Annotated in this window: 11 protein-coding genes; 3 read left to right on the top strand and 8 right to left on the bottom strand. The window is 31.7% G+C overall.

The window, feature by feature from the left end:
• Nucleotides 1-13 precede the first annotated feature (13 nt).
• Entirely contained in the window at nucleotides 14-826 is an 813-nt protein-coding gene (locus AC3WVZ_RS11300) for a hypothetical protein (protein WP_001069556.1), read from the bottom strand.
• On the opposite strand from AC3WVZ_RS11300, the gene AC3WVZ_RS11295 reads away from it, so the two are divergent.
• Entirely contained in the window at nucleotides 817-1143 is a 327-nt protein-coding gene (locus AC3WVZ_RS11295) for a hypothetical protein (RefSeq protein ID WP_002195523.1), read from the top strand. The genes AC3WVZ_RS11300 and AC3WVZ_RS11295 overlap by 10 nt on opposite strands.
• Before the next feature lie 78 nt (nucleotides 1144-1221).
• Here AC3WVZ_RS11295 and AC3WVZ_RS11290 read toward each other — a convergent pair whose 3' ends face one another.
• From AC3WVZ_RS11290 to AC3WVZ_RS11270, 5 genes are all read right to left on the bottom strand, one after another.
• Nucleotides 1222-1974 (bottom strand): aminoglycoside phosphotransferase family protein, encoded by a 753-nt coding sequence (locus AC3WVZ_RS11290; RefSeq protein WP_233936371.1) that lies wholly within the window; start codon nucleotides 1972-1974, stop codon nucleotides 1222-1224.
• Nucleotides 1975-2090: 116 nt separating this feature from the next.
• Complete coding sequence (locus tag AC3WVZ_RS11285; RefSeq protein ID WP_233936370.1) at nucleotides 2091-2885, bottom strand: VOC family protein; 795 nt, start codon at nucleotides 2883-2885, stop codon at nucleotides 2091-2093.
• A 117-nt stretch (nucleotides 2886-3002) separates the two neighbouring features.
• The gene (locus AC3WVZ_RS11280) at nucleotides 3003-3836 is read right to left on the bottom strand and encodes an alpha/beta fold hydrolase (protein ID WP_000833447.1); all 834 of its coding nucleotides are present in this window, start codon (nucleotides 3834-3836) and stop codon (nucleotides 3003-3005) included.
• A gap of 136 nt (nucleotides 3837-3972) precedes the next feature.
• Nucleotides 3973-4725 (bottom strand): class I SAM-dependent methyltransferase, encoded by a 753-nt coding sequence (locus AC3WVZ_RS11275; RefSeq protein ID WP_001003873.1) that lies wholly within the window; start codon nucleotides 4723-4725, stop codon nucleotides 3973-3975.
• A 133-nt stretch (nucleotides 4726-4858) separates the two neighbouring features.
• Nucleotides 4859-5197, bottom strand: a complete 339-nt coding sequence (locus AC3WVZ_RS11270) for a winged helix-turn-helix transcriptional regulator (RefSeq protein WP_233936369.1) — start codon at nucleotides 5195-5197, stop codon at nucleotides 4859-4861.
• Between the two features lie 353 nt (nucleotides 5198-5550).
• Here AC3WVZ_RS11270 and AC3WVZ_RS11265 point away from each other — a divergent pair, with 353 nt between their 5' ends.
• Together AC3WVZ_RS11265 and AC3WVZ_RS11260 are read left to right on the top strand one after the other, a co-directional pair.
• Entirely contained in the window at nucleotides 5551-6267 is a 717-nt protein-coding gene (locus AC3WVZ_RS11265; protein WP_000029108.1) for an SDR family oxidoreductase, read from the top strand.
• 340 nt (nucleotides 6268-6607) lie between these two features.
• Nucleotides 6608-7834: an MFS transporter gene (locus AC3WVZ_RS11260; protein ID WP_000673890.1), complete on the top strand. Its 1227-nt coding sequence runs from the start codon at nucleotides 6608-6610 to the stop codon at nucleotides 7832-7834.
• Between the two features lie 71 nt (nucleotides 7835-7905).
• On the opposite strand, the gene AC3WVZ_RS11255 is transcribed toward AC3WVZ_RS11260, so the two are convergent.
• Together AC3WVZ_RS11255 and AC3WVZ_RS11250 are read right to left on the bottom strand one after the other, a co-directional pair.
• Nucleotides 7906-8718 (bottom strand): MerR family transcriptional regulator, encoded by an 813-nt coding sequence (locus AC3WVZ_RS11255; protein ID WP_000472635.1) that lies wholly within the window; start codon nucleotides 8716-8718, stop codon nucleotides 7906-7908.
• 173 nt (nucleotides 8719-8891) lie between these two features.
• Nucleotides 8892-12062 carry an ATP-binding cassette domain-containing protein gene (locus tag AC3WVZ_RS11250; protein ID WP_063219960.1) on the bottom strand — a complete coding sequence of 1057 codons (3171 nt, stop codon included), beginning with the start codon at nucleotides 12060-12062 and terminating at the stop codon, nucleotides 8892-8894.
• Nucleotides 12063-12099: the final 37 nt, after the last annotated feature.

Below are 12099 nucleotides of genomic sequence, written 5' to 3'. Positions count from 1 at the left end.
AAGAAAGCTGCACCTATATTTTTGGTGTAGCTTTCTTCTTTATTTTATTAATCAGTTCTATGTACTGAGTATCTCCATATCCGATTGTAGGAAAAAGATGAAACAACTTCGTTAATAATTCTTGAGTTGATAAATCTTTATTTTTAGAAATGAATTTCATTACTGCATTATCTTCTGTTAACATTTCTAAAAATAAGTCTATAGCCTGATACATTACAGGTGGTACCTTATGGGAGGTCTTTTTATGGTTTACTAATACTTCATTGTATATAGAAGAATACTTCCCCAATTCAAGTTCAATTTGATTTACTTTAAATTCATCCTCTCTAAAGCTATTTAAGTATACCTTCCCTTCATAAACAGACTGTTCAAGGTGAGAAAGTATGGTAAGTAGGTTCATTTGACAAAACATATCTTCACCAAACCATAAAACAATACATTTATAATTTTTCGTAAAAAGTTTTTCTAACGGATCTATAACCTTTTTTGTATAACTTTCTACGGAACTGTTATGTCCTTCCGCTCTTGTTTTAATAAAATCCTCATCAAAAACTTGTGTAGTAGCAGGGTTCACACACATTGCCTCATTAAATGGTGCATAATCAGAATCACCCATTAGCTTTTCGTTTTTAAATTCTTCATACATAACTTGACCATTTAATATGTTAAGTACCTCTTTATCAAATAGCTCACTCTTCCTATCTCGTAACTGTTCAAACTCTATTTTTCTAGAAATATTCATTTTAAACGCCCCTTCTTTATTTAAATTTAGTTTAACAAATGATTGAATAGGCATTTTGTTAAGTTGATATTCTCTTGGATTCATTCCAAAAACATTTTTACATATTCGATTTAGCCGTTCCTATTTATAGTGCGATAGAATATTCATTTGCTGGAAATGGGAATATCGTTGACTATGAGTATTCTATTACAAAAGCACTATTTGAAGGCTACCAAAAGGAAAATGAGCTACCAAAAGAGATGAAAGACAAGTTTCCGTTATTTATTAAATTAAAGGAGATTTTTGAATATAGCTTAATGCATATGTATTGGGATAAAGAAGAATTAACGGAGGAACAAGTACGGATTATGAACCTTTATAGGATGAAGATCGAAAATAAGAATACCTATATCAATATTTAAGAATGCTGTTGTTTAACTGCAAGGAAAATTTGGTTAAACAACAGCATTTATTAATTAGCTGACAGCCTTTTTTATGACTTATAAATACTGATTCAATAATCTTTTCAAATACACTTCATTTTGCGGTGATACTTTTTCAGAAAATCTAGCTGCAATAATTATAGGAGCCCATTGAAAAACTTCATCTCTTGATAAGCCGGTACGACTGCAATATATATGTAAATACATCTCAGCTAATTCTACCGAAGATTGTGAGTACAACAAATATGTTCGAAATACATCTGCGCGAATATCCCCTGAACTAGCATCTACCCAGTCTATAACTTTCACTTTCTCTTCCTTACTCAAAATTAAATTAAATGGATGGAAATCTCCATGACATAGCCTAAAATCAAATGTAATAGAATCTAATTTTAGTAATATGTTTTTCTTTTTGTTTTCATCCAATTTATGTACAGATTTAATTTGACTCTCTAACCTTTCCCTCATTAACTCCATTTCATCTGTATTTACATGTATAGCATGGATTTTTTTTTGCTCATTAACACAAAGGCCGATATAACGCTCTGCCTCATTTAAATTATTAAGCAGAAAATCACCAATGTTGTCCCCTTTTACATGTTCCATAATAATTGCCTGTCTATTTTGTATCTTTATTACTTCAAATACGTTTGGAACTGGCAGCCCGCATGAATACGCATATTTTTGTTTTTTTGCTTCATTCATAGACTCTGTATCTGGGAGGTAATCTTTAAATAATTTTACAACCTTATCATCAGTTAAATAAATTTCTGCAGTATTCCCTTTTGCAATTGGATTACCTAAAACCACTTCATTTCTCCCCTTAACATAAATTAAAATAACACCTTGTACTTCTCTTTAAATTCACTGTAACCCTAGCTAAAACCTTCTTCACGAATATACAAAAAACTTACCGCTTTTCATCCTTAAATAGAAAGCGGTAAGTTTAATTGTTTAGGAATATCAGAATGAAACTCTGATGTATGCACAATTGAAAATGTATATCCTTGCTCAATAAATGATACTTCATTACGTTTACATTCAAATGATACACTATTTTTCTTAAAGTTATTTTGGATTCGCTGTAAAAATGCGACGTCTGGTGTTCCGAAAGAAACGTATACTTTCGGTGATAGAGCTTTCATCGCGATTGGAATCCAAGGTCGCTGCCACCAAGTCGCGACGATATATGCAGTGCCACCTATAACAAAGTTAAAAATATCCCCATCTTCCATCGTTTTCATATTTAGATTTGATTTTAACCATTCCGTAAAAACAGGTACACTTTTAACAGGAAGACCAATTTCCCTTACGTATAAAATGTTTAAAGGTGAGTGTGGTACTAATACATCCTCTTTAACATAACTATGTGCGATAATTTCGAGTAGATTTCCATCTCCGTCTTTAAAGTATAAATTGAATAGACCATTCTCTTCACCAATTACATTTCCATTTTGCCATTTTACAATGAGTAATCCAGAGTCCTTTAACCATTTTGCTGTTTCATGGAATTTTGAATATAGAATTTCAAAAGCAAAATGTGCAGGTGCGATTGGTTCATACACTTCTTGAAAACTAATTGTTGTATAAGGTGTTACTTCAAATTGAATGAAGGATGCTGTTTCTTTTTTTATTGGAAAAGATAATATGTCCTTATAAACTTGTTTTACCCCTTCTATGGAAACCGTTTGTAGTTTTATATCTGATATATGTGTAATCACTTTACATTCCCCCTCATTTCTTATTATCTATTCGTATTGTATTACACTTATAAATAGATAAAATCAAACGGAAGGATGGATTTTTCATATAGAAACTACAACTTTAGTATGAATATGTTAGCTCCAATTATTTTTTATTTCCGCTATAACAATTTCTGGTTTATCCCAGTGCAACATGTGTGTAGTATCAGGAATTACTTTTACTATACTGTCCGTTTTCTCTTTAAAAACATTTACTGTCTTATCTCTATAATCCGCCCAAACTTGTGGGACTGTAGCTCGAAGTAATACAATATTAGCCGGTAGCTTCTCATATATATCTATTGTTTCATCTTTATGCATACCTCTTATTATATTACTAGCTGTATTCCCCCTGGCATGCCACCATACTTTATTATCCATTTCGATCCCGAGATCCTTTACAGCAACTTCTAACAATGAAGACCATCTAGTATAAGCTTCTTTTTCACTTTTGAAAAATTCGTCCCAATTATTAAAAACATATTTATCAAAGTCCTTTTCATAATAAGCAATTTCTTCTTCCAACGTTTCTTCTCGAAGCCTTTTTGTTTGATATCCACCATCAATAAGAATACTTCCTTGTACTTTTTCTGGATGATTTAACAAATAAAATAACGCTACAAAACTTCCCCATGAATGTGATAGAAAATAGAAGTATTTGATTCTCAATTCATTTATTATTTCATTTAACCAATTTGCTAAATTGTGCATCTCATAATCTTCTGTTCTTTCAAATGGCGGTGTTTTACCATGTCCAGGTGCATCAACGGAGATAAATCTATACTCTTCTTTTAATTCCTCAGCAATTTCTATAAAACTTAAACTCGTACTACCTAATCCATGTAAACAAAAGATAACGGGCTTGTCATTATTCCCCCATTCAGTAATATGTACATTTATTTTTTCATTGCTAATATAGTAACGTTTCAAAACATTTATCCTCCATATTTTGATTTTTTAATTTACACTTTATTTATTTCTATTATTTTCAAGTATTTCCTGTATTCTTTTCCACACAAAAAGCTGCTTTTCTTTAAATGAAAAGCAGCTTTTACACTAAAATACATTATAATTTAACAGCAATAATCATAAATCTTTTTGAATTCGTACGAATCCCTTTTTCAGAACTATACGTATCAATGAACTTTTGTAAAATAGTAAAATCCTCTTCCTGTTCTCCGAATCTAGGAATAATAGGGGTATGTTTTAATAAGAAAATGAGATCTTCAGACCTACTGTAATAATCAGTAACATCATATTCACGTACTTGCACGAGATCAAATCCTGCACTAATAAGTTCATTCATATAATTTTCTTTTAAAGTACCATCCCGTTCACCTAAGCATTGTCCTCTACCAAATGCTTCTTTCAGGTTTAATTTATCATTCTCACTTACTTGTTGTGTTAAGAAAAAGGCACCCTTTTTCATTACTTTCGCTAACTCAGATGCCAGAAACGGGGCATGACAACTTGAAGCAATATCAAAATGTGCATGTGGAAATGTTAAAGCTTCAGAACCCATTTGAAGAAACTCAACATTTTGTACACCTGATTTTTTCAAGTTAGAATGTGCCGTTGCAATCATGCCGTTAGAATTATCAATTCCAATCAACAATTTAGCTGATGATGCTATGTTAAGTACATTTTCTCCTCCGCCTGTACCAACATCAAGTAAAATATGTGATGGTTTACACCTTTCTTTTACCTCACTATAAAAGTCCCATGTATCTCCTACAGTTTCACATTTTATTTTGCTAAAATCCCATCCATTTAATCTTCCTACTTTATCATAGAAGCTTTTATACTCTAATTCGTTCATCTTATTACTTCCCCTTTGTAAAAATAAATTAAATATGTATAATAACCTACGACACTCTTTAATTATATATTATAAAGTACAAATTATTAAAACAACATTTCCCTTCACACTACAATAAGTTTACATAACATTTTTATGATTTATCTTTATCTATATATTCTAAATGCCCTCTTCCCCAACTACACATACTATCCAAAACAGTACTGACTGTTTTTCCATGTTCAGTTAAGCAATATTCTACTTTAGGTGGTATTTCTTGATAAATTTCGCGTTTTATTAGTTGATCTTGCTCTAATTCACGTAATTGCTTCGCTAACGTCCCTTGAGATATATCTGGTATCAATCGCTTTAATTCACCAAAACGTTTCATTCCATCTGTTAGCAAAATAAACAAAATGAGTGACTTCCATTTCCCACCGATTATTTGTAATGTTGCTATTACCCCTTTTAACTTCGGTTCTTGTAAATCCATTTTTCTCACCTCTCCTCAGATATCATAAAGTGAAACTTTAATCAGTGGGGGTTTTGTTCATCCCACACTGATTATTAGTTGAACCAATCGAGCTTTTACGGGCAATTGATCTCTTACCTAACTTCCTTGCATTTTCCTAACTTTGAGGTGAGAGTTTTACTGCCCGTGAATGCCGGATAAACCATATTTAGAAATTTTTCCTATTACTTATCCGCATGTATAGCGATTAGTACGAAATTTGCGACTATGTACATATAAAGTGCGTACTTTTCACTTGCTCCCTTTTAGCGAATAATAAAAGCATAGCACAGTTAGTTATATTCTAAATTTTTTATTAAAGGAGTGGCTAAAATATGTCTATTACTACATTAAAAAATAGCCGTATTGTTATCATTGGCGGGAGTTCTGGTATTGGATTAGCAACAGCAACACAAGCAATTAAACAAGGCGCACATGTTATTATTGCCGGACGCTCGGAAGAAAAATTAAAAGTTGCTCGAGAAGTAATAAATAACAATCATCTTCAAACTTATATATTGGATAATCAAAATAAAGAGCAATTACAAAATTTTTTCAAGATAGTTGGGAACTTTGATCATTTATTCACACCGGGAGCCTCTTACACACTTGGACCGATTACCTCTACAGAGGAAATTGCTGAAAGTAGCTTCATCGGAAAGTTTTGGCCTCAATATTATGCCGTAAAATATGCAATTCCTTTTCTTTCAAACTCTGGATCGATTGTGTTAATGTCTGGTGCATTTAGTCAAAGACCACTTAAAGGCGCTCCTGCTTATGGAGCTTGCAATGGTGCTATTGAAAGTTTAGGGAAGGCTTTAGCTGTGGAATTAGCTCCTATTAGAGTTAATGTGGTTTCTCCTGGAACAATACAAAGAGAAAATGAACAAAATGAAAATAGACTAGTTGCTTACGAAGCTTATAAATCTCTTTCACTTGTACAACGAGCTGGATTTAATGATGAAATTGCACATACTGTCCTATATTTAATGCAAAATAGTTTTACTACGGGTAATGTATTATTTCCTGATGGAGGGTACACATACCATTAATTATTAAAAATTTAATGCCTCCTTGTATTAACTAGTATTAAGGAGGCTATTATTAACTAAAAAAGGGATATATTAATGTAGGATCTTCTTTCAAAAGTTCTGCTAACAACAATAATTGCGGAAAAGGTCATAAGATTAACTCTTTATCCAGCAACCCCTTTTGTTCTCAAATCATTCCGTCTCCTCGCATAAAAACCGCCCTAATTTCTATTCCCTACAATTTTATATAAAATCAATATTATAAAGTAGGATTCAACAACTTCTTACGGAATTCTATATTTAATACGTATTGGACGGATTATTTTCAAATTCCTCTATAAAAAAGGGAGGTCATATAATTGTGAAATTTGTACAAGAACGAAGATTAACTGTCAAGACAACTTTTTCAAAAGAATACAAGATTTTTATTTTTGGTTTACTCATTTCACGAATCGGGGATTCACTATATACTTTTGCACTGCCTTGGATTGCCTATCAATTAACTGGTTCAGCTGTAATTATGGGTTCTTTATTTGCTGTTAACGTATTGCCAATCGTTTTATTTGGCCCTTTAGTTGGTGTACTAGTTGATCGATATGATCGAAAAAAGTTACTTTGGATGGCGGATATTATCAATATTATTTTAGTAAGTCTCGTACCAATTCTACATGCATTACATCTATTAGAAGTCTGGCATTTATACGTAATTACTTTTATCTTAGCAGTTATGTCCATGCTTTTTGATGTAACAACAGTTACAGTCATTCCACACATCGCAGGTGCATCATTAACGAAGGCTAATTCTTTATATCAAATGGTTAATCAATTGGCTAGTTTGTTTGGTCCAATCATAGCTGGGCTTTTCATATCTTTTATTGGCGGCTTTCAAGTACTTTGGATTAATGTTCTTTCATTTATTGCTACATTAATTGCTGTGATTATATTACCTTCTATGAAAAACTTAAATAAAAAGAATACTGATAAAAAAACATTGCAAAATGTACTAAATGATTTGTTTGATGGATTTAAATGGCTCATAAATGATCGGTTAAATATAGCTTTGTCACTTCAAGCTATGGTAGGTAACTTTGGAGCAAGTGCTGTTTTAGGTGTACTTATGTATTATTTATTATCGACATTAAATCTTACCTCCGCACAAAGTGGTTATAATTATACTTTAATAGGAATAGGTGGGCTTTTAGGAAGCTTAATTGCCGTTCCTTTAGAAAAGAAATTTCGACGTGGTATACTTATTCCTTTACTCCTATTTTTTGGAGCGCTTGGATTAACATTTGCTTTATGGAGTACATATTGGCTTGCTCCTGGAATTGCTTTCGGAATCGCGATGACATGTAATATCACATGGAATACGATTGTTACATCAATTCGGCAGGAAACTGTTCCATCCAATTTGCAAGGACGTGTTTTAGGTTTTTCTCGTGTACTTACACGATTATCTATGCCATTGGGGGCATTAGTAGGTGGAATTATTTCAGCCTACAATCCTGTATTTATATTTGCTTTAGCTGCTTTTACTAAAATAATTGAAGTCTTTATTGCCTTATGTAGTCCGATACGAAAACTGTAAAGAGGAAAAATTATACATTTTGAGATATTAACAAAATAAAAAAAGGCATAAAACATGCCTTTTTTTATTACTTATTTGTTTATTGGATAACAAACTTCTGTAACCCACTTATTAGGATCCAATTCCATCGCTGGGCTCACATGATAAATATTAAACATCGGGCCTGCTAATTTGTAACCCTCTGTCTCAATCCATTTTGCCGCAGCCTCATTTACAGCTGTCATCTGTTCATAACTTCCATTAACTGTTATAGAAGCTACATTAGTCGATTCCATATTTTTAAATGTAACGTCTTTTGTATTTTCGTGCTTACCTAGAATACTTAGCTGTATTTCTATATCTACATCATTTTCTTTGTATTCATGATCATGGAAAACCGCAATACTATAACTCGGTTGGGCAATACTAATATTTTTCATTTGAATTTCTTGCATTAATACACTCCATAAATCACCTTCGCAATTATACGATGGAATAATCTTTCTAACACTAGCTACAGTTCTTTCTGGAATTTCTTTTATTGAAACATGATAATTCATCTCAACAACATCCTCTCTCATCGTTTTCATTGAGTCTTCGAGGAGACGTAATTGTTTTTGGAGGTTATTCATGTCTTCTTTAATTTGAGCACTACGATTTAAAAATTGCTCTTTTATGGTATCTATATTATCGCATTCTATTATTTCTTTGATGGTAGCAATATTAAACCCCATAGCTTTTAACGTTTGAATTTGATTTACTTTTTTTAATTGGTCTGCTGAATAAAATCGATATCCACTCTGCTCATCGACTTTTACTGGTTGTAGTAATTCCACTTTATCGTAGTGTCTCAACATTCGTATACTAATGGAAGATAGTTTTGAAAAATCCCCTATTTTAAACATGATTTCCTCCTATAAGTTACATCTACTTTAAAGCTCAACTTTATCTTAAACAATGACATTGTGTGAGGGTCAACTATTTTTAACGATTTAAATAACAATTTAACATGTTATATTTATATAATTAAAAACCTATATTCCTGTTTTTATGACTACTGCAATTGACAAATCCATCACTAGTTATTTTTCTCAAGACATTCATAAACCGCTATCATATCTCGTTTATCCAACTCACGTATGCGATTAAAAATTGGTATTTGTCCAACAGCTTCTGTTAATAAGCTTTCATTCACAACATCACTTACTTTTCCAGTTAACCACGTTTGTACATCCACGCCCTCAACAACTTCTTTTAACCCTTCGTCATTAATACCACTTGCATTACAAGTTACACATGGAATTGTTAGTTTAAAGACACCATCATGTAGATTATCTTCGGTTATCACTTTCTTACCTTTACAAAATGGACATGGATTACTCTTTTTAATTTTATTAATTTGGGTAACTAATTTTTTGTATCCAAACGCTTCGTATACATACGTAAGTTTTTTATATTTACCATTTGTGAAATACTTATCTATAATGGTTTCTCTCGTTTCATAAACATTAGGGAAATCACAAACAGTTACTTGATTATTAACACTAATGGATTCGATATTTCCTTTTATTTCGTTCCAGAATGGTAAGACATTTTGTAACACCATTTCATAGTTTGAAAAGCTTGCTTGTTCTAATTCAAACATCTTCAGTGCAACTTGTGCTTTTCTTGGCAATAAAGAAACATCTTCTGTCAATACCATATCGCCACCAACAATAGACTTCAATGTAACAAGTGCCGGTAAATCACCAACTGTTTTCAATACTTTATTAATAGGCTGATTGATTATTTCACGAATATCTACGTTACCAAATTTAAGTGGTTTATGATGATTTAAAACCGTCCCCTCACAAATTGGACATTTCATCATTTTTTTTGAACTCTTAATTTCTTCTTTAATAGGTGCTTTTGAAATAACAATATACCCACCAATAATTGTATTAAACCCTACCCATGTTCTACGTGTCTTTCCTTTTTTATCATAAAATGATTTTTCAAAATATCCGTACCAAAACGTATGCTTTTCTTCTTCTGACATATCATTATAGCTCTTTGACAAATCGTGACCAAGCTCATTTTTTATTTCTTCGAATAGAAATTCTATTTTTTCATGCTGATAAAATTTTAATACCTTCATGATTTCTGGATCGAATAGCCCATCCCAAAATGGAACACTTTTATCTTGAATGGCAATATCTTTATCAAAAACTTCAATTTGAAGACGTCCAGAACAAGATGGACAATGATTGTCCTGTGAATAGAAATCAAAACTTCTCGTATCTTTATTAATTGGATGAGCAGCTACAATATGATTAATTAATCCACCAATCTCATATAAGAAACTATATTGACTATATAAATGTCTTTCAAGATCAATAGCAATAACAGGTGCGATTGTATCAGATTCATATTCACCATAAATTAACCTAGCCATTGATGATAAACTTTTTAAAATACCGCCCTTATAAACATTTTCGGCATTTTTAAAATAGTTAATATGATTTTCTTCTAAATAGTGAACTCCTTTTTTCTGCTTAAGCATTGAAGAGATATTTATTTTCTTTGTGCTATTCACATTACTTTTTTGACGATAGTAATCCTCATGATTAACAACATCCAAATGCTCTACAGATTCATTCTGCCTTTTTCCAAAATCAACTATATAATCAGAGCTTTCTAACATGTAACGATTATGCTCAATCATAATGATAGAAACTGATTCATCTTGCAGAATACCTCTAATACTATCGATAAATTGATTTAAAATATTTTGTGATAAACCTTTTGAAGGCTCATCAAAAATGAATAATGTATGTGGATTTCTAGTGTTTGCAAATAATTCCGAAACTAAATGAACACATTGAAACTCACCTGTCGATAATGTTTGTGTTTTTCTCTCTAATGTTAAATAGCCAAGTCCTAATTTAATTAGTAGGCTCAAACGTTTATAAGCGATATCTTCATTTGGAAGTTCATCAATAATATCCTCAATCGAGCGCTCAAAAATATCATCAATGTCTTCACTATACTTTGTCAGTTTCTTTTTAATATCTAGGAAAGTTGCTACAGTTGATCGACTTGTAATTGATTGATTTCGGTCTTGTCCTACCATAACTAATTTATCTTTTGGATATCGTTTCAAAAAATCTGTAGCTAGACATTCGTTGACAAGTGTAGATTTCCCACATCCTGATTCTCCTGTAACTGTTACAAGCCTGTTTTTAGGAATTTGAAACTCAGCTATTTGGATATTACGGCAATATAAATCATAGAATGTATAAAATTCTGTTGGTATTTCTTTATTTCGATCCCACAGTATTGACTTTGGTCTTGGTGATTCTTCCACAATTTTCCCGCCATATTTTCCGCTACCAGGTCCAAAGAACAATTGCTCATCAGATGTATCTAGTACTGTATCTGAATGATCAATAAGCCAAATTTGATTTTTACACCCTAATCGTTTAATCTCTTCTAAAATTTGTAATAATGTTTCATGATCAAGTCCAACTGAAATCTCATCAATAATAATTACAGCATTTTCACTTACTGCCATGAATTCAGCCAAATAAAGTCGTGTTAACTCTCCACCTGACAACGTACCCATAATTCGATTTAATGTTAAATAACCAATGTTCATATTAATAATATTTTGCAGTATATGCTGTTTTTCTTCACTAATATTCAATTCTTTTGCTAGTGAAAGAATAGATTCAACACTTAAATCATTAATATTTGAAATTGAATGTGGCTTGGCCAACAAATCAATTTCATGTTGTTCAATTTCTTCACTATAACGTTTTCCCTTACATTTTTTACACTCAACATTTTTTGTAGTACCACGGCCTTTACAACCAGTACACCAGCCTAATTGATTATTAAATGAAAAGACCTCTGGAGAAAGATTAAATACTTCAGCAAGTTTTTCCCGAACCTCTGTAAAAACACCAGTATGAGTACCAATCGTTGAACGCGGATTAGACGAAATCGATGATTTTCCTAGAAAAAGTACTAAAGGCATTTCTTCCATCTTAATGGCACTAAAATTTGTTTCCATAATGTTAGGAAATAAATATTGATATTCAGCCTTTGGTAATAAAGAAACTAATCGTTTTTTTGATTCTTCACCAATTGTTTGGCAAAAAGTTGTTTTACCCGATCCAGATAAACCAGCAATTCCAAACGATTTATTAAACGGTATAGTTGCATCTAATTTATTTATGTTATTAGCAATTAATTGATTTACTTTCATATTAACCTCTATTCTTATTTATTCACAAAAGCATTTT

This window comes from Bacillus sp. CPT56D-587-MTF, from assembly GCF_058792335.1.
The sequence above is the reverse complement of the archived record's forward strand: the minus strand, read 5'-3'. Positions and strand labels throughout refer to the sequence as shown.

Coding starts and splice junctions, on each gene's coding strand:
- AC3WVZ_RS11275 (WP_001003873.1), bottom strand. CDS start 4,725: ATGAACGAATTAGAGTATAAAAGCTTCTATGATAAAGTAGGAAGATTA.
- AC3WVZ_RS11265 (WP_000029108.1), top strand. CDS start 5,551: ATGTCTATTACTACATTAAAAAATAGCCGTATTGTTATCATTGGCGGG.
- AC3WVZ_RS11255 (WP_000472635.1), bottom strand. CDS start 8,718: ATGTTTAAAATAGGGGATTTTTCAAAACTATCTTCCATTAGTATACGA.
- AC3WVZ_RS11270 (WP_233936369.1), bottom strand. CDS start 5,197: ATGGATTTACAAGAACCGAAGTTAAAAGGGGTAATAGCAACATTACAA.
- AC3WVZ_RS11300 (WP_001069556.1), bottom strand. CDS start 826: ATGAATCCAAGAGAATATCAACTTAACAAAATGCCTATTCAATCATTT.
- AC3WVZ_RS11250 (WP_063219960.1), bottom strand. CDS start 12,062: ATGAAAGTAAATCAATTAATTGCTAATAACATAAATAAATTAGATGCA.